General features: G+C 71.8%; 25 protein-coding genes and 1 pseudogene. 12 read left to right on the forward strand and 14 right to left on the reverse strand.

All coding sequences use genetic code 11. The annotated features are described in order from the left end of the window. The first annotated feature begins 182 nt into the window (after nucleotides 1-182). The 3 genes from AB0D28_RS12165 to AB0D28_RS12175 all read left to right on the forward strand — a co-directional run bounded on the left by AB0D28_RS12165 (nucleotide 183) and on the right by AB0D28_RS12175 (nucleotide 1,457). Nucleotides 183-449: a type II toxin-antitoxin system prevent-host-death family antitoxin gene (locus tag AB0D28_RS12165; RefSeq protein ID WP_357384983.1), complete on the forward strand. Its 267-nt coding sequence runs from the start codon at nucleotides 183-185 to the stop codon at nucleotides 447-449. Continuing rightward, nucleotides 446-703 carry a Txe/YoeB family addiction module toxin gene (locus AB0D28_RS12170; protein WP_357384986.1) on the forward strand — a complete coding sequence of 86 codons (258 nt, stop codon included), beginning with the start codon at nucleotides 446-448 and terminating at the stop codon, nucleotides 701-703. The genes AB0D28_RS12165 and AB0D28_RS12170 overlap by 4 nt, the downstream gene beginning before the upstream one ends. 187 nt (nucleotides 704-890) lie before the next feature. After that, a complete protein-coding gene (locus AB0D28_RS12175; protein WP_357384988.1) occupies nucleotides 891-1,457 on the forward strand; it encodes an NUDIX hydrolase in 567 nt (188 codons plus the stop codon). Here AB0D28_RS12175 and AB0D28_RS12180 read toward each other — a convergent pair whose 3' ends face one another. Then, nucleotides 1,458-2,879, reverse strand: coding sequence for a helix-turn-helix transcriptional regulator (locus AB0D28_RS12180; RefSeq protein WP_357384990.1), 1,422 nt, complete (start codon nucleotides 2,877-2,879; stop codon nucleotides 1,458-1,460). Between the two features lie 526 nt (nucleotides 2,880-3,405). Here AB0D28_RS12180 and AB0D28_RS12185 point away from each other — a divergent pair. The 4 genes and pseudogenes from AB0D28_RS12185 to AB0D28_RS12200 form a co-directional block, all read left to right on the forward strand. Continuing rightward, nucleotides 3,406-3,708: pseudogene (locus AB0D28_RS12185) on the forward strand (hypothetical protein); the annotation flags it as partial. Continuing rightward, entirely contained in the window at nucleotides 3,705-4,001 is a 297-nt protein-coding gene (locus AB0D28_RS12190) for a hypothetical protein (RefSeq protein WP_357384992.1), read from the forward strand. The pseudogene AB0D28_RS12185 and the gene AB0D28_RS12190, both read left to right, overlap by 4 nt. A 27-nt stretch (nucleotides 4,002-4,028) precedes the next feature. Continuing rightward, on the forward strand, nucleotides 4,029-4,766 hold the full coding sequence (locus AB0D28_RS12195; protein WP_357384994.1) for a class I SAM-dependent methyltransferase: 738 nt from the start codon (nucleotides 4,029-4,031) through the stop codon (nucleotides 4,764-4,766). Between the two features lie 115 nt (nucleotides 4,767-4,881). Then, entirely contained in the window at nucleotides 4,882-5,400 is a 519-nt protein-coding gene (locus tag AB0D28_RS12200) for a cupin domain-containing protein (RefSeq protein ID WP_357384996.1), read from the forward strand. An 83-nt stretch (nucleotides 5,401-5,483) separates the two neighbouring features. Here AB0D28_RS12200 and AB0D28_RS12205 read toward each other — a convergent pair whose 3' ends face one another. Together AB0D28_RS12205 and AB0D28_RS12210 are read right to left on the reverse strand one after the other, a co-directional pair. Continuing rightward, on the reverse strand, nucleotides 5,484-6,962 hold the full coding sequence (locus AB0D28_RS12205) for an endo-1,4-beta-xylanase (RefSeq protein WP_357384998.1): 1,479 nt from the start codon (nucleotides 6,960-6,962) through the stop codon (nucleotides 5,484-5,486). 301 nt (nucleotides 6,963-7,263) lie between these two features. Further along, the gene (locus AB0D28_RS12210) at nucleotides 7,264-7,695 is read right to left on the reverse strand and encodes a helix-turn-helix domain-containing protein (protein WP_357385000.1); all 432 of its coding nucleotides are present in this window, start codon (nucleotides 7,693-7,695) and stop codon (nucleotides 7,264-7,266) included. A gap of 116 nt (nucleotides 7,696-7,811) precedes the next feature. Here AB0D28_RS12210 and AB0D28_RS12215 point away from each other — a divergent pair, with 116 nt between their 5' ends. Then, the gene (locus AB0D28_RS12215) at nucleotides 7,812-8,726 is read left to right on the forward strand and encodes an NADP-dependent oxidoreductase (protein WP_357385002.1); all 915 of its coding nucleotides are present in this window, start codon (nucleotides 7,812-7,814) and stop codon (nucleotides 8,724-8,726) included. Here the strand turns inward: AB0D28_RS12215 and AB0D28_RS12220 are convergent. The 8 genes from AB0D28_RS12220 to AB0D28_RS12255 all read right to left on the reverse strand — a co-directional run bounded on the left by AB0D28_RS12220 (nucleotide 8,708) and on the right by AB0D28_RS12255 (nucleotide 16,816). Further along, nucleotides 8,708-11,863 carry a DUF87 domain-containing protein gene (locus AB0D28_RS12220; RefSeq protein ID WP_357385004.1) on the reverse strand — a complete coding sequence of 1,052 codons (3,156 nt, stop codon included), beginning with the start codon at nucleotides 11,861-11,863 and terminating at the stop codon, nucleotides 8,708-8,710. The genes AB0D28_RS12215 and AB0D28_RS12220 overlap by 19 nt on opposite strands. Beyond that, on the reverse strand, nucleotides 11,863-12,504 hold the full coding sequence (locus AB0D28_RS12225) for a hypothetical protein (RefSeq protein ID WP_357385006.1): 642 nt from the start codon (nucleotides 12,502-12,504) through the stop codon (nucleotides 11,863-11,865). Before AB0D28_RS12225 ends, AB0D28_RS12220 begins: the two co-directional genes overlap by 1 nt. Then, complete coding sequence (locus tag AB0D28_RS12230; protein ID WP_357385008.1) at nucleotides 12,491-13,492, reverse strand: DUF559 domain-containing protein; 1,002 nt, start codon at nucleotides 13,490-13,492, stop codon at nucleotides 12,491-12,493. Before AB0D28_RS12230 ends, AB0D28_RS12225 begins: the two co-directional genes overlap by 14 nt. Nucleotides 13,493-13,603: 111 nt before the next feature. Beyond that, nucleotides 13,604-14,398, reverse strand: a complete 795-nt coding sequence (locus AB0D28_RS12235; protein ID WP_357385010.1) for an ABC transporter permease — start codon at nucleotides 14,396-14,398, stop codon at nucleotides 13,604-13,606. Then, nucleotides 14,395-15,300 carry an ATP-binding cassette domain-containing protein gene (locus AB0D28_RS12240; RefSeq protein ID WP_357385012.1) on the reverse strand — a complete coding sequence of 302 codons (906 nt, stop codon included), beginning with the start codon at nucleotides 15,298-15,300 and terminating at the stop codon, nucleotides 14,395-14,397. The genes AB0D28_RS12235 and AB0D28_RS12240 overlap by 4 nt, the downstream gene beginning before the upstream one ends. Then, entirely contained in the window at nucleotides 15,297-15,668 is a 372-nt protein-coding gene (locus AB0D28_RS12245; protein ID WP_357385014.1) for a hypothetical protein, read from the reverse strand. Before AB0D28_RS12245 ends, AB0D28_RS12240 begins: the two co-directional genes overlap by 4 nt. Then, complete coding sequence (locus AB0D28_RS12250) at nucleotides 15,668-16,282, reverse strand: helix-turn-helix domain-containing protein (protein WP_357385016.1); 615 nt, start codon at nucleotides 16,280-16,282, stop codon at nucleotides 15,668-15,670. Before AB0D28_RS12250 ends, AB0D28_RS12245 begins: the two co-directional genes overlap by 1 nt. A gap of 72 nt (nucleotides 16,283-16,354) precedes the next feature. Then, a complete protein-coding gene (locus AB0D28_RS12255) occupies nucleotides 16,355-16,816 on the reverse strand; it encodes a MarR family transcriptional regulator (protein ID WP_357385018.1) in 462 nt (153 codons plus the stop codon). 93 nt (nucleotides 16,817-16,909) lie between these two features. Between AB0D28_RS12255 and AB0D28_RS12260 the strand changes: the two genes are divergently transcribed. Then, nucleotides 16,910-18,001: an epoxide hydrolase family protein gene (locus AB0D28_RS12260; RefSeq protein WP_357385020.1), complete on the forward strand. Its 1,092-nt coding sequence runs from the start codon at nucleotides 16,910-16,912 to the stop codon at nucleotides 17,999-18,001. Nucleotides 18,002-18,010: 9 nt separating this feature from the next. On the opposite strand, the gene AB0D28_RS12265 is transcribed toward AB0D28_RS12260, so the two are convergent. Further along, on the reverse strand, nucleotides 18,011-18,496 hold the full coding sequence (locus tag AB0D28_RS12265; protein ID WP_357385022.1) for a carboxymuconolactone decarboxylase family protein: 486 nt from the start codon (nucleotides 18,494-18,496) through the stop codon (nucleotides 18,011-18,013). Between the two features lie 166 nt (nucleotides 18,497-18,662). Between AB0D28_RS12265 and AB0D28_RS12270 the strand changes: the two genes are divergently transcribed. Together AB0D28_RS12270 and AB0D28_RS12275 are read left to right on the forward strand one after the other, a co-directional pair. After that, nucleotides 18,663-19,544 (forward strand): RNA polymerase sigma-70 factor, encoded by an 882-nt coding sequence (locus AB0D28_RS12270; RefSeq protein ID WP_357385024.1) that lies wholly within the window; start codon nucleotides 18,663-18,665, stop codon nucleotides 19,542-19,544. 26 nt (nucleotides 19,545-19,570) lie between these two features. Continuing rightward, nucleotides 19,571-19,864 (forward strand): hypothetical protein, encoded by a 294-nt coding sequence (locus tag AB0D28_RS12275; RefSeq protein ID WP_357385026.1) that lies wholly within the window; start codon nucleotides 19,571-19,573, stop codon nucleotides 19,862-19,864. A gap of 9 nt (nucleotides 19,865-19,873) precedes the next feature. Here the strand turns inward: AB0D28_RS12275 and AB0D28_RS12280 are convergent, their stop codons facing one another. Continuing rightward, nucleotides 19,874-20,647 carry an SAM-dependent methyltransferase gene (locus AB0D28_RS12280; RefSeq protein ID WP_357385028.1) on the reverse strand — a complete coding sequence of 258 codons (774 nt, stop codon included), beginning with the start codon at nucleotides 20,645-20,647 and terminating at the stop codon, nucleotides 19,874-19,876. A 116-nt stretch (nucleotides 20,648-20,763) separates the two neighbouring features. Here AB0D28_RS12280 and AB0D28_RS12285 point away from each other — a divergent pair, with 116 nt between their 5' ends. Further along, the gene (locus AB0D28_RS12285; protein WP_357385030.1) at nucleotides 20,764-21,246 is read left to right on the forward strand and encodes a hypothetical protein; all 483 of its coding nucleotides are present in this window, start codon (nucleotides 20,764-20,766) and stop codon (nucleotides 21,244-21,246) included. On the opposite strand, the gene AB0D28_RS12290 is transcribed toward AB0D28_RS12285, so the two are convergent. Continuing rightward, a complete protein-coding gene (locus tag AB0D28_RS12290; protein ID WP_357385032.1) occupies nucleotides 21,219-23,594 on the reverse strand; it encodes a glycosyl hydrolase family 65 protein in 2,376 nt (791 codons plus the stop codon). The genes AB0D28_RS12285 and AB0D28_RS12290 overlap by 28 nt on opposite strands. Nucleotides 23,595-23,649: the final 55 nt, after the last annotated feature.

Consider the following 23,649-nt stretch of genomic DNA (forward strand, 5'->3'; position numbering starts at 1 on the left):
AAGCCTCGTGCAGGTCAGGACGCCGATCCGCCCGATCTGAGATGATCCGCAGACCACCGGAGGGATTCAGGGTTCGAGTCCCTGGCGGCCCACTCTTCCGCAGCAGTCAGGCAACTATGAGGTGCCGCCGACTCAACGAGGTACACTTTTCTGTACATGCCTCGGAGGTGACCGTGCGGACCGTGAACTTCACCCAGCTTCGGCAGAACCTCGCCGCCGAACTCGACAGCGTCATCAACGACGCGGAGGAAGTGGTGGTGACCCGATCCGGTCACGAGCCCGTGGTGATCGTGCCGCTTGCGGAATACGAGTCGATGAAGGAGACCGAGTATCTCCTCCGCAACCCGAGCAACGCCGCCGCGCTGCGCCGATCGATGGCCGAGCTTGATAAGGGTGACGCGGCCGAGCGAGAGCTGCTCGATCCGGCCTCGGTGCGAGACATCGCGTGAGGCTGGTCTTCACCGAGACGGCTTGGAGCCAGTACCTCAGCCACACCGACCGAAAGCTGGTCAAGCGCATCAACGACCTGATCGCGGACGTGATGCGCAACGGGTACGAGGGCATCGGCAAGCCGGAACCTCTCCGGGGAGAGCTGTCCGGATTCTGGTCGCGACGGATCGATCGTGAGCACCGGCTGGTGTATCGGATCAGCAAGGACGATGTCGAGATCATCGCCTGCCGGTACCACTACGCCGACCGATAGCGGACTGAGCCGAGCCAGGAGCGCCGGTCGTCGTCGGCCGAGCGCCTGGCCATATAGCGGCCGCAGTCCTTAGTCGACGCCCTCAGCACCCCCCATGACCTCCCACAACACCGTTTGACCGCCGGCAATCCACAGGTACAGGGTTTGAGTCCCTGGCGCCCGATCCCACAGGTCGCATACTGGCCGTGTGACGGACGGACGGGCTGGCAGGTCGACACGTTGGACGATTCACGGCGAGCGGGTTGTCGACGGCACCAGACGCTCCCGGTTGAGCATCGCGGATGTGGAGCTTCCGGACGGGACCTGCTTCGAGCAGTACGTGATCCGGGCACCCCGGTCGGCCATGGTTGCCGTGCTCGACGGCCAGGAGCGGCTGCTGCTGATGCGGCGGCACCGGTTCGTGTTCGACAGGTGGGTCTGGGAGCTACCGGGCGGCTACGTCGATGAGGGCGAGGATCCGGCAAAGTGCGCAGTCCGGGAGGTCGAGGAGGAGACCGGCTGGCGGCCCGAGGCAGTGGAGCCGTTGCTGTCGTTTCAGCCTTGGGTGGCGACCGCGGACGCCGAGAACTTGCTGTTCCTTGCCCGGGAGGCGGAGCACATCGGCGCCCCGGTGGACGTCAACGAGACCGAGCGGGTGGCCTGGATTCCGCTGGAGGAGGCGCGGCATCTCGTCTCCGAGGGCGAGATCGTGGGTGCCGGTACGGTGATCGCGGTCCTTGAGTTGGTGGCGCGCAAGGCCCGGGGAGAGCTGTAGTCAGCGCCGCTGGCCGAGCGCCGCGTCGACCCGGGTGATGAACTGCCGAACTGCTGGCGTGCGGCGGTGGGGTGCCAGACCGGTTTGCAGATCACGCAGGTAACGGACGGCACGGGCCGACCGAAGTTGCGTGGTCAGGGTGAGCGCTTCCGCGCCGACAGCACTGGCACGTTCCGGCTCGCCGTGGCGAGCGTGGACGCTGGCCAGCAGTGCGAGGTTGAATGCCTTCCCGCGTACGTAGCGCTCGTCCATCTTCAGCGAACGAGCGGCGAAGCGCTCGGCTCGACGGTGTTGACCGAGCGCATGGAAGCAGTGACCGAACTTGGCTGACAGGTACGCCTCGTCGAAGTAGCCGAGCCATTGCGGGTCGCTGCTGCGATCTGCGCGGTCGAGGGCTTGCTCTGCCTGGTGAAGCGCGGCGGCGCAGTCGCGTTCGTGAAGGGCGACAGCGTGAGCGTGAGCTTCCATGACCAGCGCTTCGGCAGTCAGGACAGCTAGCCCGGCGCGCTGTGCCGTCTGCCGTGCGGCGCGGGCGAGGTCGATTCCGCTTGCGGCGTGGCCGAGATAGGTGGCCTGGTGGCTCATCGCGGCAAGGATCTCGGCGCCCAACCCCGCATCGCCGGCCGTTCTGGCCAGGTCGAGGGCCAGAGTGAGGTAGCGCTGGGCGAGGCCGTGTTCGGCCATGTCGTACGCCTGCCACCCGGCGAGTTGAGTCAGTTCGGCAACGGCGGTGAGCAGCCTGCGGCCGGTCGCCAAGTCGTACCGGCCCTCGATCATGAGGGGTGTGACCTCGTGGTGCAGGAAGCGGGTGACGTTGTCGCGAGCGTGCCCGCCGCCGTACTGGTTGTCGAGACGCCGATAGGTGGCGGTCATCTGGCGGATGGTGTCGATGTCCGGTTGACCGACTGCCCGGTGCCCCTCCTGCTCGACGGGCTGCGCTGTGGTGGCGGTGAACCAGCGTAGGGCGGGCAGGGTGTAGGCGGTGGAGCTGAAGACTGTCTGGCGAAGCATGTCTCGACGGTTCACATCGCCTTCCCATAGCTGCGCGGCGGCCCGGACGTCTTCGCGCCAGGACCGGTTGGCCGGCACGTCACTGTGCCGGCTGCGGGAGTGCCCCGCCATGACCGGGCGATATGACCGCTGGCAGGGAGCGAGCCCCAGCGCCATCCGGGCGTCGTCGGGCATGCCGCAACCGCTGGCGATCCGTTCCAGCACGTCGATCGAGGTCACCCGCCGGCCGGCGATGATGCGGCTGACGTAGCCCTGCTCCAGGCCGACAGCCGCACCGATGCGGGTCTGGCTCGCACCCGTATGCCGGGCTAGCAGCCGGAACAGTGCGCCGATGTCACGGCCCGCCAAGGCGGTGTGCACGTCCTCGCGCGACCAGAGGTCGTCAGGTATTCGGAGACTCTCCACCAGCACAACGGCTCCCAGCGTTGTCGGGCGACTACCCAAGGTGTTCAGTCCGGAGCCTACGGTCGGTGTGGTGGCAGGTCGAGCCTGCTCATGTCACCGTGACATGACCTCTCGACATGGTCGCCGCAGCTCAGTCGGCGGAACCGTATCCGGCATGGACTTCGATGCCGATGACCCGAATGACGTGCGGGAGCTGGACGCCGCCTCCGGCTCTGAGTGGGCAGGCTCGTGACAGTGCGTGGCTACCTGGGTCAGTTCTTCAGATGGTTGCTCCGGCAACATGCGCCTTCACTGCCGCCCCGAACGGGGCAGCAGTACCAGGACGCCGAGTACGCGGCTGCTCGGCAGCGGTTACTCGACCATGCAGCACAGCTACGGCGATCCCAGGGCGACCGAGGTCCTGCGCCGGACGTACCGACGAAGCAGTGGTGAGCCGAATCGCCGTCGGCGGGATCGACCGGGTGCCTCCGGGCAGGCGGCGCGTCTCGTACGAGGAGAACCTGCTCGCGACGACCCTCACCTTCGCCCGGAGGCATCGGCCGGTCTGGTCTTGGCGCAGATGGCGCCGGACCTGCCGCTGCGGTGTCGATCTGCCGTGTCGTGCCCGGCATCGAATTCCCATCAATCGTGGCCACTGGCCGGGAGAGGATGCGCAGTGAAGGACGACCAGGAGCAGGCGATCCTGGCGGTGCATCTCCGCGGCTTCGACGGCATGTGCACCGGCTGCCGCGCCTGGTGGTCGCGGCTCACGCCGTACCCGTGCTGGCAGGTGGAATGGGCGACCAGCCGGCAGGCCCGCGCGGTCACCGCTCGTTTCCTGGAGGGGGTGCGGTGACCACCCACGGCCCGGTCATACCGGTCTGGAGCTGTGGCGGCTGCGCCTTGCCCTGGCCGTGCCCGACGCGGAAGCGGGAGCTGCGCGCGGAGTACGCCGACGCTCCGGTGTCGCTGGCCCTCTACCTCGGCGCCCACCTCGTGCAAGCCACCGAGGACATGTACTGGATGCCGGCCGGCGTGTTGCACCGTCGCTTTCTCGGCTGGACGAGGAAAGCCGCCCCACCGCTGCCGGCAGTACGGCAGCGCCCGCCCTCGATGAAAATCGCATCGAAGACAGTGCCCCCACGTTAACGCCCGTTAGGGCTAGGGTCAGCGACCATGATGAATGCGGATCGGCATCTCGGGTTGGGACACGGCAGCGCGTTCGGCGAGCGCGGGGTGGCGAAGAGGCTGGGCACGTTGAGCCGGCACACCTCGCTCACCGGCCGGCGATTACTGGAGATCGGCTGCGGGGACGGCACGTACACGATGCGGCTGGTCGACGCGTTCACGCAGATCGAAGCAGTGGACATCCAACAGGATCGGTTGGAACTGTTCCGGCAGCGGCTGGCCGAGGATCCGGCGGCGGCCCGGAAGATCAACGTGCGGGAGTTGTCCGCCACCGAGCTGGACTACCCGGACAGCAGCTTCGACCTGGTCACCGCGATCGAGGTGGTGGAGCACATCGACGATCTCGATGCCGCACTGCGGCAGGTCCACCGGGTGCTCGTTCCCGGCGGGCACTTCGCGCTGACCACGCCCAACAGGTGGTTCGCGTTCGAGACCCACGGATTCCTGATCCGGGGGAAGCGATACCGGCCGGCGCGGGGTCCGTTCCTGCCGTGGATCGTGCCGCTGCACCGTCGGCTGGCCGACGCCCGTTCCTTCACCGCTCGTGGCTTGTCCGCGCAGCTGCGGCGGGCCGGGCTGGAGACGGTGGCGGTGGACTACATCATGCCGCCGTTCGACAGGTCCCGCTTCGGTCGTCGGATCCGGCCGGTGACCGACACGATCGAACGCTCGCCGTTGAAGTTCTTCGGCATGGCCTTGGTGGTGGTCGCCCGCCGCCCGGCATGAGAGCGCCGCCCGGTATGAGAGCGCCGCCCGGCATAAAGACTGCCCCAGGTTTAGCGAGACTCTCGATGGCTATGAGGGGAATCGATACGCAGACCGACGATCGAGGAGAGAGCCGATGGCCAGTGGTGCTATCCCGTCCGACGATCCGACCCGTACCCTCGTCCACGCCCGTCCCGACGACCCCGCCTTATCCCATCTCGCGATCGCAGGCGGCACCTACACGATCCTGGTCACCGGCGAGCAGACGGCCGGCCGGTACTGCCTGATCGACATGCGGGTTCCGCCGGGTGGTGGGCCGCCGCCGCACCGGCACGACTTCGAGGAGATGTTCACGGTGCTCGACGGGGCCGTGGAGTTCACCTTCCGGGGCGAGCAGATCACCGCACGGGCCGGGGAGACGGTCAACATCCCGGCGAACGCGCCGCATTTCTTCCGCAACTCCTTCGACCAGCCCGCGCGGCTGCTGTGCATGTGCACGCCGGCCGGGCAGGACGAATATTTCCTGCGCGTCGGCGACCGGGTGGACGGTCCCACCTCGCCGCCGCCGGCTCTCACCGAGGAGGAGCAGGCCGAGCGCCGGAACCGGGCCGCCGCGCTGGCGGCCGACTACCGCACCGAGTTGCTGATCGGCTGACACCGGCAGCACGCGAGCACCACGAAAACGGCTAACCGCCGTGGCCGAGACCACGACGGTTAGCCGTTTTCCGTACGAGGAGGTCAGCTCGCCGCGACGAGCTGGAACCGCTGGTTGGCCTGGCCGTTGCAGTCGTAGATCTGCACCTGCTGGCCGTTGCCGGTGCCCCAGACGTCGAGGCAGCGGCCGGACTGGACTCCGCTGATGGTGCCGTTGGAGTTCACGTTCCACTGCTGGTTGGTCTGGCCGTTGCAGCTGTAGATCTGGACGGCCGAGCCGTTGCCGGAGCCGGCGGCGTCCAGGCACATCGAGCCGTACACGGTCAGTTGCCGGCTGGAGGTGTAGGTCCACCGCTGGTTGGTCTGGCCGTGGCAGTCGTAGAGCTGCACCCGGGTGCCGTTGCTCTGCGAGGAGTTCGGTACGTCGATGCACCGGCCGGACTGGCTGCCGACGATCCGGCTCGCGCCGCCGGTCGGCGGCGGCGTGGTCGGTCCGCCGGTCGGGGTCACTGTCGGCGTCACCGTCGGGGTCACGGTCGGCGTGGGGTTGGGCGTCGCGGCGTTGAGGACGTTGAGGACCGAGTTGTACGCGGCCTTCTTGTTGCCTCCGCCGTCGAACAGCAACGGGTTCTCGTTCGAGCGCCACGAGTCGCTGTCTCGCACACCCCACACGGTGATGCCGATGCAGCGCGGCACGTTGATGCACGCCTGGGTCAGCCCGGCGTACTGGCTGGTCGAGGAGTTGGTGACGTCCACCTCGGTCAGCGCCACGTCCACACCCAGCGCGGCGAAGTTCTGCAGCGTGGTCTGGAAGTTGCCGGGCAGGGAGCTGCCGCCGGTGAAGTGGGTCTGCAACCCGACGCAGTCGATCGGCACACCGCGGGACTTGAAGTCCCGGATCATGTTGTAGACGCCCTGCGTCTTGCCATACGACCAGTTCTCGATGTTGTAGTCGTTGTAGCAGAGCTTCGTCGACGGGTCCGCCGCCCGCGCGGTACGGAACGCGACCTCGATCCAGTCGTTACCGGTGCCCTGGAGGTTCGAGCTGCGGCGGCTGCCGTCCTCGTTGAACGCCTCGTTCACCACGTCCCACGCGGCCAGCTTGCCCTTGTAGTGGGCCATCACGCCGTTGATGTGGTCGATCATCGCCTGACGCAGGTTGCTGCCGTTAAGGCTCTGCATCCACGGCGGCTGCTGCGCGTGCCAGGCCAGCGTGTGCCCGCGGACCTGAAGACCACGCTGGGTGGCCCAGTTGTAGATCTGGTCACCCGAGGAGAAGTTGAACTGGCCCCGGTTGGGCTGCAGCGCCTCCGGCTTCATCTCGTTCTCGGCAGTGATCATGTTGAACTCACGCGCCGCGATCGTGCTGTAGGTCGAGTCGTTCAGCCGGTTCGCCGCGATGGCGGTGCCGAAGTAGCGGCCGGACTGTGCCGCGGCGGCGCCGAGCGTGCTCGCCGCCGCCTGGGCCAGGCTGGGCACCACGAGCGCGGCACCGGCAAGTGCCAGCGCGCTGGTGACGGCGGCCAGCACCACGCGGTGGCTGCGCCTCGGTAGATGTTTCATGACACTCCTCTGCATATCGGACGATGATGCGCTGGCGATGCCCGGCTGGACGCGGACGGGGCCGGCGGTGCGCAGGCCCTCCGCGTCACTGCCCTGAAACTTTCCGAAGATGTACCGGTAACTTCCCTGGGAAGATATCCGCGACGGCACGATCGGTCAATGTCGATGCCACGTCGAATATGGGCGCGCCCCGCAGGATCAGGGCAGCAGCCCATGGACGACAGTCACGGCGCGACGTTCGGCCCCAGACCGTCAGAGCACAACGAGGACCGAAAGTTTCGGAGAATCCCGGCGGGGCCGGTCAGCGATCGGCGTCGGCGTCGTACCGCTCGCGGTTGGCGTGTACCTCGTCCATGTGCGCCTCGGCCCACAGCTTCATGCCGTACATGAGCTGGTGCAGCGACTGACCGAGGTCGGTCAGCTCGTAGGTGACAGTCACCGGCACGCTCGGCGTCACGGTGCGGGTGACCAGGCCGTCGCGCTCCAGCGAGCGCAACGTCTGGGTGAGCATCTTCTGACTGACCCCGGCCAGCCGGCGGGACAACTCGGAGTAGCGCATGACCCGCGGCTCCGCGTTGCGGTCCGGGCCGTCGCGGCCCAGCGCGGCCAGGATCAGCGCCACCCACTTGTCGGAGATGCGGTCCAGGAGCTGCCGGCTCGGGCATTCGGCGAGGAACGCGTCGTACTCCTCCCGCGCCTGCGCCCGCCGCTGCGCCGCCGTCTGCGTCGGCATCGTCCGCGCCTCCTACCCGGGGGTACCCAACGCACTCCGAAGTGCGTACTTCCCGAAAGAAAGTTACCCCTCCATGGTGGAGCGGGAACACCCCTCACGAACAAGGAGACACAACCATGGGTACGCCCACCTTCCGCGCCGCAGTCGTCCGCACCCCGGCCGGGCCGGACTCGATCGAGATCATCGACGTCGCGCAGCGCGAGCCGGGACCCGGCGAGGTCCGGGTGGACGTCGCGGCGGCACCGGTCAACCCGGCCGACCTCGGGGTCGTCGGCGGCTTCTTCCACTCACTGGGGCTCATCAACCAGCCGCACCACACCGGACTCGGCTGGGACTTCGCCGGTGTCGTCGCCGCGACCGGTCCCGGCGTCGACCTCACCGTGGGCACCCGGGTCGCCGGGCTGGTCGGCGGGTTCGACCGCGACTTCGGCACGTATGCCGAGCAGCTCGTCGTACCCGTGTCCGACCTGGCCGTCGTACCCGATGGTCTGGATCTGGCGGCGGCGGCGACGGTGCCGCTCAACGGCCAGACCGCGGCGCAGATCGTCGACCTGCTCGGCGACGCGCCCGACGGCGGCCGGCTGCTGGTCACCGGCGCGGCCGGCGCGGTCGGCGGCTACGTCGTGCCGCTCGCCCGGGACCGGGGATGGCGGGTGACCGGCCTGGCGCGGGCCGGGGACGAGAAGTTCGTCCGCGACCTCGGCGCCGACTTCACCACCGCGGCCGAGCCCGGCTGGGACGCCGTCGCCGACGCCGCCGGGTGGCAGGAACAGGGGTTCGCGCTGGTCCGCGACGGCGGCGTGTTCGTCGGCGTCCGGCCGAACGCCCTGCCGGCCGCAGAGCGCGGAGTCACTGTGCGCGCGGTCGACGTGCGCCCCGACGGCGCACGCCTGGCCGGCCTGCTCGCCCGCACCGCTGCCGGTGAGCTGCCCGCGCGGGTGCACGCGGTGGTGCCGCTGGACCAGGTGGCGGACGCGCACCGCGCGGTGGCGGAGGGCGGGGTACGCGGGCGCTACGTGCTGCGCCCCTGACCGCCACGGGCCCGGTCCAGCACCTCCTCGACCGTGAGCGGGCTGCGCGGATGGTGGGTCAGCGACAGCGGGGTCCGGATCTTGCGGGGTGCGGCGCCCTCGGCGGCGAGGTAGAACTCGCCGACCGTCAGGCGGGAGATGTCCGGCACGTCGCCGCCCTTGGCCCGGGCCATCTCGCGGGCCGCCTCGATCTGGATCGGGCTGTTCATCAGGCCGTAGAGCTGGGTCGCCGCGTTACCCGGGATGCGGTTGTGCAGGGCCTTCGGCGCCTGGGTGGCGAAGACCAGCCCGAGCCCGTACTTGCGGGCCTGGGCGGCGAGCGCCAGCGTGCTCTGGGTGCACGCGGTCATCGCGCCGGACGGGGCGAACGTCTGCGCCTCGTCCATGATGAGCAGCCCGAGCAGCGGGCGGTCCCCGGCCGGGTTCTTCTTGATCCAGGCGAACAGGGCCATCTGGAGCTGGTTGACGAAGCTCTGCCGGACGTCGTCGGACGGCAACCCCACCAGGCTGACCACGGAGACGCGGGCCCTCCTGCCGGGCGCGGGGGTGAGGAGCACACCGGGATCCATCGGCGTGCCCTCGCCCCCGAACAGCGGATCGTTCACCATGGCGGCGGTGAGGGTCTGCGCCAGGCTCAGGCCGATCCGGTCGGCGTCGTCCAGGTCGATGAGCCCGTCCGGCAGGTCGGCGAGCGTGTCGATGAGGCCCTGCAGGCGGGAGCCGCCGCGCCGGCCGTAGTGCTCGACGGCCTTGCGCAGCACGGCCAGCCCGAGGTGCGCCCGGGTGGCCCGGCCGGTCACCATGGCGCGCGGCGCGAGCGACGCGACGGCCGCCTCGACGGCCTCGGCGAACTCGTCCGGGTCGTCGCGTACGCCGGTGAAGTCGGGCAGCGGCTGGAAACTCAGCGGGCGGCCCGAGTTGCGGCGCGGCGTCCAGACGACGACGTCGGTGTGCGCGAGGTAGTCCCGGGCCCGGTGCGCGTCGCCCGGTCGCCACTGTGGCGGCGGCTCGGGCCATTCCTCGCCGAGGCGGGCGAGGTCGTTGTTGGGGTCGAGCACGATGGCGGAGACGCCCGCCAACGCGCACTCCTCGACGATGCGGCGGATGAGGACGGTCTTGCCGGAGCCGGAGCCGGCGAAGATCGTGGTGTGCTTGCGCAGCGCCTCGAGCGCCAGCGGCACCGGTTCGCCGTCGTCGTACCCGTGCCCGATGACGAAGGACGGGTCGGCCGGAGCGGTGGCGGCCGGCGTCGGCCCGGCGGGTTCCGGCGAGGGCCCGGCGTCGGCGGTCCACCGGTCCACATCGGCCAGCGCGTGCTGGAGGAACTTCAGTTCCCGGGTCGGCTGGCGCGCGGCCAGCCAGCCCTGGAGGTCCATGGTGGCCTCGGCGAGCATGACCCGCAGCGCGGACAGGATGCGCACGTCCTCCTCGTCGACGCCGAGCGTCTGGCCGCCCGCCTCGGTGAACGCGGCGACCGCCCGGCCGGTGGCCGCACTCGCCGACCAGGCGCGGTTGCGCAGCAGGAACAGCTTCCGCCGGCCCGATCCGGTGTCGAGGGCGGCGGACACGCTCGCCTTGCGGAGCCGGGCCAGCGCGGCGTTGCCGTGGTGGTCGTCGGCGATCGCCCGGAAACACCAGTGCACCTGATCCTCGGTGCGCTCGTCGAGCGTGAGCCGCAGCCGGGCGTGCAGCGGCGGGTCGGTGCTCGGCGGCGGGTCGACGCTGAACGCCTCGCCCGCGTCGCCCCGCTCCAGGATCCAGGCGGTGAGCCCGGCCGCGAGCAGTGGCGGCATCACCTCGTCCTCGGACACGCGTCGCAGCGGCCCGGTGACGTCGGCGGCCTCCCGCAGCTCGGCGAACCGGGCGTCGTACCGGTCCATCTCCTCGCCGGTGGCGGTGACCGGGGCGGGCCGGGGCGCCCGGGGTTCGGCGGTGGGTGGCTCGCCGAGCGTGGTCATCTCCCGGACCTCGTCGTCGGCGATGCACGCGCGGATGTGCCTGTCGATCTCGATGAGCAGTTGGCGCGGGGTGAACGCGCCGGCCTCGGCGAAGGCGCGCGGGGACACCGGCCATGACGGGTACGGAGGCACGAACCCCGCCTCCCGGTAGCGGACGGTGAACCGCTTCTCGATGATCGCCCGAGCCAGGTCGGCGTCGTCGATCCGGCGCAGTCGGGGCGCCTCGCGGAACCGGTCGGCCACGGTGTCGGCGGCGGCGGACCTGATGACGGTCCACGAGTTCGGGATGCACGCGAGAACGGTGAGCGTGCGGCGGGTCGACTGCCGCAACGCCATCAGGCCGTCCGCCATCCGGGCCAGCATCAGCGCCTGCTCCGGGCTCATCGCGGCGGCGCCGACCAGCGCCGGGTCGCTCTGGATCGCCAACTGGGCGATCAGCGTGTCGATCTGGTCGATCGCCACCACCGACGGGCCGGTGAGGGCGAGCAGCCAGGACAGGTCCTGCACGATCTGCTGGGCCGGGCGCGGGACGCGGCGCATGCCCCAGGCCGCGCGTTCCCCGGCGACCATCTCCTCACCGGAGAGGAAGTAGTTCTCCGCGACGTCGCGGTGGGCGATGTCCTCGGAGGCGCTGAGCGCCAGCGCCCGCGCCGTCTCCTGGCAGGTGCGGGCGGTGTGCCTGTCGAAGTCACCGAGCCCGTCCAGGAAGGCGTCGAGCGCCGCCTTCGTCAGTTCGGTGTCGCCCATGACGGCCCGGCGTGCCGTCCGGGGCGCCCCAACCTTCGCGGACAACCGCCGCAGCAGCAGTTTGAGCTGCGTCTCGCTGCTGCCGGGCACCGGCCGGGACAGGCCGTCGAGCATCGCGGCGAGCACACCGTCCCAGAAGCCGCCGGCGTCGAGCAGGCCGACCAGGAAGAAGTAGCCGCCGCGCTCCTGCACCTGCTGGCGGATCACGCCCAGCAGGTGGGTCTTGCCGGAGCCGCGCTGGCCCTGGACGACCAGGCCGAGCGGGCTGCCGTGCGGGTTCTGCGCGGCCTCGTCGACCCCGGCGAGAACCTCCCGCACCACTGGTACGTGCAGGCCGTCGACGTGGAAGGGCAACGGGCGCCACACGTCGTCGGGCACCGGCGCCCAGTCGAACCGCAGGGCGGCCAGCGCGTTCCGTTCCGCCTCGTTCATTACCCGCCGATCGCCAGCAGGTGATTGTCCTGCCCGCCGAGGCGAAGCGCGGCCTCGATGTCGGCCCCGGTGAGCGTCTTCTGGTTCGACTCCGGCGCGATGGTGACGCCCTCGGAGCGGCTGAGCCGGCGCAGGGCCTCGTCCAGGTCGCCGCGCGGCACGTCGGCGAAGAACGGCCGCAGCCGGCGCAGGCTCACCCAGGCGCCGGGTTCGTCGGCGAGCGCCCGGTACGCGGCGACCACCCGAGCCTCCATCGACCCGGACGGCTCAGCGGCAGGCGCGCGCACGTCGGTGAGCGCGAAGAGCTCGGCGAGCGTCGCGCAGCCGCTGCGGGCCAGGACCCGATCGCGCAGGCTCACCTGCAAGGCGGTGAGCGCCGCGCCGAGCGCGCTCGCCCCGCGCAGCGCGAAGTCCAGCTCGCTCTGCATCCGTACCCAGCCCTTGTCGTCCAGTTGCAGGGCGTACGTCGGTCCGCTCCTGCGGCTGGCGACGTAGTGCAGGCGGGTGAGCTTGTCGCGCTGCGGCTTGCGTACGACCAGGCCGTAACGGTCCCGCAGTTCGGTGCTCAGCACCTCCCGCGCCTCGGCCATGAGCACGACGAGGATCGCGCTCTCGGATGCGGTCAGGTCATCGCCGGCCATGGTGCCGTCCTTCCGCCAGGTCTCGGCGACGGGCCCGCAGACAGGTGCCGATCTGCGCGACCACGGTGCCGACGTCGTGGATTACTCGGGCGTTCGTGAAGCGCAGGACGGCGTAGCCGTCCAGTTGCAGTTGGACGTCGCGTTGCCGGTCGGCCTCGAACCGGACCGGGCGGCAGTGCTCCGGACCGTCGATCTCCACCACGCATCGCTCGTCCGGCCACAGTAGATCCAGGCGTACCGGCGCGGCCAGGCGGTGCGACTGGTAGCTCTGGTTCCATCGCCGCCCGGCCGACCAGCTCTGCGCCGCCAGCGCCGCCTCCAGGCGCTTCTCGGCGTCGCTGCCCGGATGCGGTCTACCCGCCGCCGGCGCGTGCCCGGCGGGCGGCGCGGCGGGCACGGTCGGCGGCGCGGGGAACGCCGGAAGACCGTCCAGCCCGGCCGCGCCGGCGCCGACCAGCCAGACCGCCGGACCGCCGTGCTGCACGAGCCATCCCCCACCGGCCGCGACAACGGCGGCGTCGCCGTGGACCGGCTCGACCAGCAGCACCACCTTCCGCCGACCGAACGCGCCGGCCACCAGACGCGCCAGCGCGGCGGCCCGCACACGTAGCGGGAGCGTCGTGACGCTCGGCCGCCGCCCGGTGACCGCGAAGACGGCCAGGTCGGTCAGGAACGAGCCGGGGTAGCGGTCCCGGCGCGAGCGGGCGGCGGCCGCGGCCCGTACGGCGGCGAGGCCGGAGACGTCCGGGCGGACGCCGTCAGCGGTCTCGGGCAGCCAGGCCGGGAGCAGCTCGACGGCGACCTGTTCGAGCCGGTCCAGCGCGGCGTGCACGAAGTCGGCCGGCATCGCGTACGCCGAGGCCGGGCGGTGCACGACGGCGGCCGGCTCCGCGTGGTCGTGGGCGATCGTCATGGCGACCGTGTCGGCGTGTGCGCCGGGCAGGGCGACGACGCGGTCGGTCGGCAGACCGGCGAGTACCGGCTCCATGCAGCGTCGACCCTCCCCCACCGTCGACCCCCGACGTCGGATGACCAGAGTACGAATCGTCTTCGGTCGGCGCCAGCCCTGATACGCCGGACGGCGACGAAATGGCGACGCTCAGGTGATGTCGCGGCGCATCGGGACGACCACGGCGACCGCGGCGGCGGCGAGCGCGTACCCGGTCAGCAACAACGCGCCGGCCGCCGGTGGCAGGAGCGCGACGGCGTCGCTGCCGAGCTGCGCGGACATCGCGTCGGCGACGTAGGTGAAGTCGGTGAGTGCGGCGGTGGCGCCGCCGGGCAGGAGCGGGTAGAGCGCGTTGACGCCGGGGATCATCATCAGTACGGGCTCGGCCAGGTACAGGTAGCCGACCACGACGCACACGGCAGCGACCTGGTTGCGGAGCAGCGCGCCCACGCCGGTGCCGACAAGGAGGTACACCCCCATCGCGACGCCGATGCGGGCGAGCAGCGCCAGCACTGTGGGAGCGGGCAGGCCCAGCGACACGCCACGCGCGGCGGCGACGGTGAACAGGGCCACCGCGGCGGAGCCGGCCAGGGCGACCCCGTAGCCGAGGCCGACGATCGCGTGGGTGGCGAGTTTGGCGGCGAGCACCCGCCCTCGGCGCGGCGCGAACATGAACGTGACGGCGGCGGTGCCGTGCCGGTACTCGGACGTCGCCGCGAGGGCCCCGGCCGCGGCCGGCACGAAGGCGGTGAAACCGAGGAGGCCGAGGATGGACCGCAGGCCCTCCTCGGTGTGCAGGCCGGGCATCGGCGGGTCGAAGTTCTCCGGTCCGACGAGCGCCATGAGCCCGACCAGGCCGCCGCCGAGCGCGACGGCGGCGAGCAGCAGCCCGGTACACATGCGGGTGGCCAGCACCCGGCGAAGTTCCGCTCTGACCAGGTTCATCGGGCCTCCGCCGTGTCGGTGGTCAGGTCGAGGAAGAGCTGTTCGAGGCTTGTGGTCTCGGTGACCAGCTCGTGGATCCGCAGCCGGTGGTCCGCGGCGAGGTCGGCGACGCGCGGCGCGTCCAGTCCGCGTACCCGCAGTCGGCCGGGCCCGGCCGGTTCGACGGACCCGGTGCCCGCCGTCAGGGCGGCGGCCAGGTCGGTGGCGTCCGGCGAGGTGACGAGCACCGTCGACGGGCCGGTGAGCCGGGACCACGGCCCGGCGGCGACGAGTACGCCGCGCCGGATCACCACCACGTCGTCCACCACCTGCTGGACCTCGTGCAGGACGTGGCTGGAGACCAGCACGGTGCGGCCCTCGTCGGCGAGCCGGCGCAGCAGTCCGCGCAGCCACGACATGCCTTCCGGGTCCAGGCCGTTCGACGGTTCGTCGAGCAGCAGGACGCGCGGGTCGCCGAGCAGCGCCGTGGCGAGGCTGAGCCGTCGGCGCATGCCGGTGGAGAATTCCCGGGTGCGACGGTCGGCGGCCTGCGCGAGGCCGAGCAGGTCCAGCAGTTCCGCGACGCGGCTGTCCGGACAGCCGGCCATCGCGGCGTAGACACCCAGGTGGTCACGGGCGGTGTGGCCGGGGTGGAACGCGTTGCCGTCGAACACCGCGCCGACGGTCCGCGACGGCTGGGCCAGCCGGCCGTACGGCTGCCCGCCGATCGTGGCGGTGCCGCTGGTCGGCGTCACCAGTCCGGTCAGCATGCGCATCGTGGTGGTCTTGCCGGCGCCGTTCGGGCCGAGGAAACCGGTGACCGCGCCGGGTCGTACGGTGAAGGTCAGGTCGCGGACGGCGGTGACGTCGCCGTAGCGCTTGGTCAGGCCCGACGCCTCGATCGCCAGCCGGTCGCCGGTCATGGCCGGCCCCTCGTCGCACGCCCGATCGCCTCGGCGAGGTGCCCGGCGGCCGGATCGGAGACGACCACCTCGTCGAACTCCCCGCCGGCCGCCGCGCGGTCCAGCACCAGGTGCAGGCCGGGCTGACCACGCCGGGCCGCCACGAGCTGCCGGGGGCCGCCGAAGATGCCCCAGACACCGACCTTGGCGAAGCCGGACACTGTGTACCCGCGCCGGGCGCCACGGGCCAGCCGGATCGGCTCGTCCACCGGGACGGCGTGCCGCACGGCAGCCAGGCGCAGCGTGAATCGTTCCCGCCCGACCCACAGTCGTTCCCATCCGGTGAACCGGATGTCGATCACGTCGCCGTCAAGCGTTGTCGAGGCCATCAATCGTCGCCCTTCGTCGTGTCGGAGTCGTGCGCTGACGTGTGCGTGTGCGTGGGTGTGTCGCCGGGGGTCGCCGGGCGATCGGCGGGCATCAGGACCGTCGCGAGCAGCCGGGGGATCCGTCCGTCGCCGGGGCCTCTGGTGAGGAACGGGCCGACCAGCGCGTTGAGCCCGGCCGCGAACTCGTGCAGCTCGGCGTCGGTCAGGTGCAGGACGAGCTGCTGGTAGCCGACGCCGTCGGCGACGAAGTCGACGGAATCCCGGGCGAGGTAGCGGGAGAACTCCGACAGCAGACTCGACACGAACGCGGTGAAGTAGCGCGCGTGGTCCTCCGACGTCGCCGTCGCCAGGGCCGCCGGGTCCAGCGCCGCGCCGTGCGCGGGCAGCGCGTACACCCGCTCGACCGCCCCGCGGACCTTGCGCTCCCGCACCACGTCGAGCATCCCGGTCTTCACGAGCGTCGCCAGGTGGCGGTAGAGGGTGGCCTGCGGGACGTCGGGCAGCAGCTCGACCAGGTCGTGCGTGGTCACCCGGGCACCGGCGACCGCGCGCAGGATCCGGATCCGCACCGGGTGCAGCGCGATCTCCGCCCACCGCTCCATCGACGTCGTCACGCCGCAGACTTTATCACTATCGAGAACGATAATGGTAGGCCGGCGAAAGAGGACGGTGCCGGAAGGCAGCCGTCAGGTGGACGGACGGGTGTGGTGGGCGAGCACCCGCGCCAGCAGCCGGGCCAGGTCCGCCCGCTCGTCCGGCGACAGCGGCGCGAGCAGCTCGTCCTGCACGGCGGCGAGTCGCTTCTCCAGCCGCCGCAGCTGCCGCCGCCCGGCTGCGGTGACGGTGACGACGTTGCGCCGCCGGTCGGCCGGGTCCGGGCTGCGGGTGACGAACTCGCGCTCGGCGAGTTCGTTCAGCGCCGCCACCACGTCGCTGACATGGATGCCGCTGCGCCGGCCGAGCGCCGCCTGGCTGGCCGGCCCGAACTCGTCGAGCGTGGCGAGCAGCCGGAAGTGGTAGCCCCGGGCGTCGGCAGCCGCGAGGCCGTCGGCGACCAGCCGGCCGGCGCGTACGGCGGTCTGGGTGATCAGCCAGCTCGGCAGGCCGGCCAGGCGTGTCGGCACGAGGTCCGGCTCCGGGTTCTCCACGCGCCCAGCCTATCCGAAACCGTTGGCGTCCCCAACGATCTACGTTACCGTTGGCCATACCAACGTTAATGTCACCAACGGAAGGCGGAAGCCGTGATCGAGCCGTTTCGCGTCCACGTCCCCCAGGCCGACCTCGACGACCTGGCCGACCGCCTGGCCCGCACCCGCTGGCCCGACGAGCTACCAGACGCAGGATGGGACTACGGCATCCCGCTGGACCGGGTACGGGAGCTTGCCGAGCACTGGCGCACCGCGTACGACTGGCGGGCGGCCGAGGCCGAACTGAACCGGTACCCGCAGTTCACCACCACCATCGACGGGCAGAACATCCACTTCCTGCACGTACGCTCCACCGCCCCGGACGCGCTGCCGCTGCTCCTCACGCACGGCTGGCCCGGCTCGGTCGTCGAGTTCCTCGACGTGCTCGGCCCGCTGTCCGAGCAGTTCCACCTGGTCGTACCGTCGATCCCCGGGTTCGGCTTCTCCGGGCCGACCCGGGAACGCGGCTGGGACGTCGACCGCGTCGCCCGCGCCTGGGCCGAGCTGATGCGCCGGCTCGGCTACCGGCGGTACGGCGCACAGGGCGGTGACTGGGGTTCGGTCATCTCCACCCGGCTCGGCGGCATCGACGCGGAGCACGTCGTCGGCGTCCACCTCAACTACCTGCCCACGCCCCCGCCACCGGGCTGGACCGGCGAGGCCGGACTGTCCAGCGAGGACCGGGACCGGCTGGCCCGGATCATGCGGCTCAGGACGCAGCGGCACCCCCACCAGGTGCTCTACGCCAGCCGTCCGCAGACCGTGTCGTACGCGCTGCACGACTCACCCGCCGGGCAGCTCGCGTGGATCGCCGAGAAGTTCACCGAGTGGACCGACCCGGGGTCGGCCGTCAGCGTGGATCGCGTCCTCACCGACGTCTCGGTCTACTGGCTCACCGGCACCGCCGCCTCGTCCGCGCGGCTGGTGCGGGAGAGCGCGTTCGGTGGCCCGCCCGCACCCTGCCCGCCCCCGCTCGGGGTGGCCGTGTTCGCGCACGACATCACCCGGCCGGTACGCCCGATCGCCGAGCTGACGTACACGATCCGGCAGTGGAGCGAGTTCGACAGGGGCGGTCACTTCGCCGCCCTGGAGGTGCCGGAGCTGTTCGTCGACGACGTCCGGTCGTTCTTCTGGAACCTGCGGTGACGGCCGCGCTCAGCTCAGGGCCGCCGCGAACATCCCCGGCTCGTACGAGCCGCCGCGCTGGTGCACGAGCACCGCGAACCGGTTCGCCGCGTTGATCAACCCGAGCAGGCACACGAGCGCGGCGATCTGGTCGTCGTCGTAGTGCTTGCGTACCCGCTCCCACGTCTCGTCGGACACGCCCTGGTGGGCGTCGGCGAGCCGGGTGCCCTCCTCGGCGAACGCCAGCGCCGCGCACTCGGCCTCGGTGAAGACCGTCGACTCACGCCAGGCGGCGACCAGGTTCAGCCGGACCGCGCTCTCGCCGCCGGCCACCGCCTCCTTGGTGTGCATGTCGATGCACCAGCCGCAGCCGTTGATCTGGCTGGCCCGCAGCGACACCAACTCCTGGACGGTGCGGGGCAGCGACGACTGGTGGATCACCAGGCCCGCGCCGGCGAAGCGCTTCATGAACGTCGCCGAGACCGGGTTGTCGAACAGGTTGAATCGGGTCTGCATGGTGGCGCCCTCTCTGCTGGGGTGGTGTCTGACGACCACGAGATGCCGGGGACGCGTCCGGCGTGACGGCGTCGCCGGGTGAGGACCGCCACAACGACCCGGTGTCACACGGCGGCGGCGGGCGGCGTCTGGTGGGGAACGGACCCGAGCGGCGAAGGAGTCAGTCATGGCGAACCCGGCCACCGAGGACTTCCTCGCGCACCGGAACCTGCTCTTCACCGTCGCGTACGAGATGCTCGGCTCGGCCGCCGACGCGGAGGACGTGGTGCAGGAGACCTGGCTGCGGTGGGCCAGGGTCGACCTCGGCGCGGTCCGGGACCGGCGCGCGTACCTGGTGCGGATCACCACCCGGCAGGCGCTGTCCCGGCTGCGCACGCTCGGGCGGCGCAAGGAGTCGTACGTCGGGTCGTGGCTGCCCGAACCGCTGCTCACCGCGCCCGACGTGGCGGACGACGTGACGCTGGCCGAGAGCGTGTCGATGGCGATGCTGCTGGTGCTGGAGACACTGACGCCGACCGAGCGGGCCGTGTTCGTGCTGCGCGAGGTGTTCGACGTCGGCTACGACGAGATCGCCGAGACCGTCGAACGGAACCCGGCCACGGTGCGGCAGATCGCGCACCGGGCGCGGGTCCACGTCGCGGCACGCCGCCCCCGGCGTACCGTCTCGGCGGCCGAGGCCCGCGACGCGCTCGACGCGTTCCGGCGGGCGGTCGAGACCGGCGACCTGGACGGGCTGCTCCGCGTTCTGGCCGACGACGCGGTGCTGGTGGGCGACGGCGGCGGGATCAAGCAGGCGATCGTTCGGCCGATCAGCGGCGGCGACAAGGTGGCCCGCCTGCTCGCGGGTGGGTGGCGCCGCGTCGCCGCCGTCGCGTCGATGGAACCGGCGCAGGTGAACGGCTACCCGGCGCTGCTGGTACGCCTCGACGGTGAGCTGGACACCGTCGTCGCGGTACGCCTCGACGACGGCCGCATCAGCGGCCTCTACGCGGTGCGCAACCCGGAGAAGCTGTCCCACATGACCCGCGAGACGACGCTGCGCCGCTGAGCCGGCGATCGTGCGACGATCGGGCGATGAGCAGCGCCGCCCCACCCGACGTCAGCGCCCTCGCCGTCAACGTGACGGTGCCCGAGGAGCTGCGCTGGACCGACACCCGGCGCGGCGAGGAGTTCACGCTGACCACGCTCAACATCAGGCTGCTGCCGGACGGGCGCCTGGCCGCGAAGGCGTACGGCCGGCCCACCGCCGGCGGCCGGGGCGCGTACGTCTCGTTCCGGGTGCCCGACCGGCCCGAGCTGGCCGCGCTTGTGGCGGCGGCGGCCGACCGGGCCGTCGCGCTCTGGGGCGCGCACGGCGGCCTGGGCTGACCGCGCGGCTCAGCGGCGGAGGCCGACCCCGCCGTAGCCGTGCGACACCGCTGCCTGCGGTTCCCCGTCGGGCCGCCAGTCCGCCACCTTGACCAGGCCCGGCTCGACCAACTCGTAGCCGTCGAGGAAGCGGGCCACCTCGTCGCGGGTGCGGGGCACGAGCGGGGAACTGCTGCGGCGGTAGATCGCCGTGCCCTGCTCGGTGGGCAGCGTCGGCAGGCCGTCCAGGGTGAGGTGGGACAGCGCGAGCACGCTGCCCGGGACTGTCGCGTCGCGCAGCGTCGCCACCGCCGCGTACGGGTCGTCGGCGTCGGGCACGAAGTGCAGCACCGCGAGCAGCAGCACCGCCACCGGCTCGGACAGGTCGATGGTGGCCCGCAGCGCCGGGTCGGCCAGCAGCTCGGCGGGACGCCGCAGGTCGCCCTGGAGCACGACAGTGCGGCCGTCGGCAGGCAGCAGCCGCCGGGCGTACGCGACGGCGACCTCGTCGTGGTCGACATAGACCACCCGGGCGTCGGGGCGGACCGTGCGGACCACCTCGTGCACGTTGCCCTGGGTGGGCAGGCCGGCACCGATGTCGAGGAACTGGCGTACGCCCTGCTCGGCGGCCCAGCGCACGACCCGGCGCAGGAACGCGCGGTTGCTCTGCGCGGCGGCGCCGGTGTCCGGGAAGATCTTCAGGATCTCCTCGGCGGCGGCGCGGTCGGCGGCGAAGTTGTGGCAGCCGCCGAGGTAGTAGTCGTACATCCGGGCGACATTGGGTCGGTTCTCAGCCTCCGTCACGCCTCGATGTCTAGCACTCTGCGCGACACACCGCTGACCCGTCGTGTCGGTGATCCGGTTGATCCCGCCCCCCACCTGGTACGACGGTGGGAATACACCGTCGCGAGGAGGTACCGATGACAGGTGGACGGGAGACAGTGGAGGTCGAGCCGGCGGTGTTCCGCGCCGTCTACGACTCGCCCGCGTCGCTGCCCGGGCGGCACCGGTGGACCACCCCGGAGGCGGACGTACGGCGGCTGGAGAAGCTGCTGAACATGCCGGCGCGCAGCATCGGCGCACCGCTGTGGGTCAGCGGCGACGACCCGGACTGCCCGAAGTGCGGCCGGCGGGTCACCTGGTACGACATCGTCGCGTCCGCGCTGCACGGCGTGCACGACCACACGATGATCGCGCGGGTGATCCTCGGCGACCGCAAGTACGTGAACACCGAGGTGCCGGACGCGATCCCCGGAGTCCACTGTGCCGACTGCCGCACCCCGATCACCGGGCTGCGCAGCTTCAAGTGCCACAACTGGGCGTACGCGTTCGAGGCGCTGGAAGAGGTCGTCGCCCGGATGTCCGGCCTGCCACCTCAGTCGTCGCCGCCGGCCGCCTCCTGAGCGCGCCGTTCCGGACGGCGGCCGGGCGGGGCCTGCGGCTCGGGGCCGGGGTCGGGCACCGGCGGCATCGGCCGGGTGACCGGCCCGTCGCCGGTGACCCGGAGCTGTTCGCCGTGGTGCCACAGCTCCACCGCGTCGCCCGGCCCGGCGTCCGGCAGCTCGTAGCGGGCCTCCCGCTCGGTGAGCGTGACCCGCAGCCGCTGCCCGTGCCGGCGCAGGTGGAACGCGAGCCGGCTGATCGGCCCTGGTAGCCGCGGCTCGAAGAAGAGCACGCCCCGGTCGTCGCGCAGCCCGCCGAAGCCCTGCGCCACCACCAGCCACGCGCCGGCCAGGGACGCCAGGTGCAGCCCGTCGGCGGTCTTGTCGCCGAGGTCCGCGAGGTCCTGCAACGCCGTCTCGGCGAACAGGTCGTACGCCAGGTCGAGATGCCCGACCTCGGCGGCGAGGATCGCCTGCGCGGACGCCGACAGCGAGGAGTCCCGGACGGTCCGCGCCTCGTAGTAGGCGACGTTGCGCGTCTTCTCCTCGGCCGTGAACTCCCCCGGGCAGCGCAGCATGGCCAGCACCAGGTCGGCCTGCTTGACCACCTGCTTGCGGTACAGCTCCAGGTAGGGGAAGTGCAGCAGCAGCGGGTAGTCGTCCTCGCCGGTGCCGGCGAAGTCCCACTCCGGCTGCGCGGTGAAACCGGCCGACTGCTCGTGCACGCCGCGCTTGCCGTCGTACGGGACGAACATGGCGTCGGCTGCGGCCCGCCAGGCGGCCACCTCGGCGGCGTCGACACCGAGCCGCGCGGCCACCTCGGGGCAGTCCTCCGCCGCGTCGGCCGCGCCGCGCAGGTTGCGCCGGGCCATCAGGTTGGTGAAGACGTTGTCGTCGACCAGCGCGGAGTACTCGTCCGGGCCGGTGACGCCGGTCAGGTGGAACGCGCCGCCGTCGTCGAAGTGGCCGTATCCGTGCCACAGCCGGGCGGTCTCGATCAGCACCTCGGCACCGCACTCGGCGAGGAAGGCGGTGTCGCCGGTGGCCGAGACGTACCGCAGCACCGCGTCGGCGATGTCCGCGTTGACGTGCAGACCCGCGCTGCCGGCCGGCCAGTAGCCGGAGCACTCCCGGCCGCTGAGCGTCCGCCACGGGTAGGTGGCGCCGGTCAGGCGCAGCTCGGCCGCGCGCTCGCGGGCCTCCGGCAGGTGGGCGTGCCGCCAGCGCAGCGCCGAGCGGGCCAGTTCCGGCGCCAGGTACGTCAGCACCGGCAGCACGTAGCCCTCGGTGTCCCAGAGCACGTGCCCGTCGTAGCCGTTGCCGGTCAGCCCCTTGGCCGGGATGGTCCGGTCGCCGTCGGCGCGGCCGGACTGGAGCAGGTGGAACACCGAGAACCGCACCGCGAGTTGCAGCTCCGGGTCGCCGTCCAGTTCCACGTCGGCGGTGGCCCACGCCGCGTCGAGCGCGGCGCGCTGCTCGGCGAGCAGGGCGTCGAATCCGTCGTCCCGGGCCGCGCCCGCCTCCGCGACGACCAGGTCGGCCAGCTCACCGGCCGGGGTGCCGTCGACGTCGGCGCACTCGTACGCGGCGAACCGGGTGACCCGGATGCGCTCGCCGGGGCGTACCGGGCCGGTGAGCGCCAGCCGGAACCGGTCGGCGGTCAGCTCGGTGCCGGTGGCGACCTCGCCGGGCGCCTCGATCCGGTGCGCGACGGCGACGGCGACCCGCTGGCCGCTGCGCCCGGTCCGGTGCACGAGCACGCCGTCGAGACCGTCTTCGCGGCGGAGTTCGCCGGTGAGCGGATCGTGGATCACGGAGGCGGCCCGGGGGTCGTCGGCGCGTTCCGGCACCCGCTGGTTGGCGAGCAGGTCGGCACCGGCCCGCAGCCGGACCGGCCCGTCCAGCGGCTCCGCCGTCCAGTCGAGCGCGGCGACCGGGCGGCGGGTCAGCGAGACCAGGCGGGTGCTGCGGATCCGCACGCCCCGGCCGCCCGGCGAGACCCACTCGGTCTCCCGGCGCACCACCCCGGCACGCAGGTCCAGCTCCTGGTGGTGCCGCCGGATCGTGCCGGTGCCCAGGTCCAGCGGCTCGTCGTCGACCCAGAGCCGGATCAGTGCGGCGTTCGGCGCGCTGATCACGGTGTCGCTGAGTTCCGGGAACGCGTATCCGCTCTCCGGGTAGCTCAGCTCGTGCTGCTCGTGGAACCCGTTGAGGTAGCTGCCGGGCATGCCGCAGGGCTCGCCCTCGTCGAGGGTCCCGCGCCAGCCCACCCAGCCGTTCGCGAGCGCGAAGACGGACTCGGTCTCACCCAGCCGGTCCAGGTCGTCGCTGGTGCGCCGGATCCGCCAACCGTCGTCGCCGTGCGACACGTGCCCTCCCGAGTCCGAAGCCTGGACCGCCACCGAACCAGACCCGGCTGGGAGG

It is taken from the genome of Micromonospora sp. NPDC048169, assembly GCF_040652815.1.
Classification (GTDB): Bacteria; Actinomycetota; Actinomycetes; order Mycobacteriales; family Micromonosporaceae; genus Micromonospora.

Coding starts and splice junctions, on each gene's coding strand:
- AB0D28_RS12240 (WP_357385012.1), bottom strand. CDS start 15,300: ATGACCGGCGACCGGCTGGCGATCGAGGCGTCGGGCCTGACCAAGCGC.
- AB0D28_RS12265 (WP_357385022.1), bottom strand. CDS start 18,496: ATGCAGACCCGATTCAACCTGTTCGACAACCCGGTCTCGGCGACGTTC.
- AB0D28_RS12235 (WP_357385010.1), bottom strand. CDS start 14,398: ATGAACCTGGTCAGAGCGGAACTTCGCCGGGTGCTGGCCACCCGCATG.
- AB0D28_RS12210 (WP_357385000.1), bottom strand. CDS start 7,695: ATGCCGACGCAGACGGCGGCGCAGCGGCGGGCGCAGGCGCGGGAGGAG.
- AB0D28_RS12275 (WP_357385026.1), top strand. CDS start 19,571: ATGAGCAGCGCCGCCCCACCCGACGTCAGCGCCCTCGCCGTCAACGTG.
- AB0D28_RS12220 (WP_357385004.1), bottom strand. CDS start 11,863: ATGAACGAGGCGGAACGGAACGCGCTGGCCGCCCTGCGGTTCGACTGG.
- AB0D28_RS12200 (WP_357384996.1), top strand. CDS start 4,882: ATGGCCAGTGGTGCTATCCCGTCCGACGATCCGACCCGTACCCTCGTC.
- AB0D28_RS12270 (WP_357385024.1), top strand. CDS start 18,663: ATGGCGAACCCGGCCACCGAGGACTTCCTCGCGCACCGGAACCTGCTC.
- AB0D28_RS12205 (WP_357384998.1), bottom strand. CDS start 6,962: ATGAAACATCTACCGAGGCGCAGCCACCGCGTGGTGCTGGCCGCCGTC.
- AB0D28_RS12245 (WP_357385014.1), bottom strand. CDS start 15,668: ATGGCCTCGACAACGCTTGACGGCGACGTGATCGACATCCGGTTCACC.
- AB0D28_RS12225 (WP_357385006.1), bottom strand. CDS start 12,504: ATGGCCGGCGATGACCTGACCGCATCCGAGAGCGCGATCCTCGTCGTG.
- AB0D28_RS12285 (WP_357385030.1), top strand. CDS start 20,764: ATGACAGGTGGACGGGAGACAGTGGAGGTCGAGCCGGCGGTGTTCCGC.
- AB0D28_RS12230 (WP_357385008.1), bottom strand. CDS start 13,492: ATGGAGCCGGTACTCGCCGGTCTGCCGACCGACCGCGTCGTCGCCCTG.
- AB0D28_RS12215 (WP_357385002.1), top strand. CDS start 7,812: ATGGGTACGCCCACCTTCCGCGCCGCAGTCGTCCGCACCCCGGCCGGG.
- AB0D28_RS12195 (WP_357384994.1), top strand. CDS start 4,029: ATGATGAATGCGGATCGGCATCTCGGGTTGGGACACGGCAGCGCGTTC.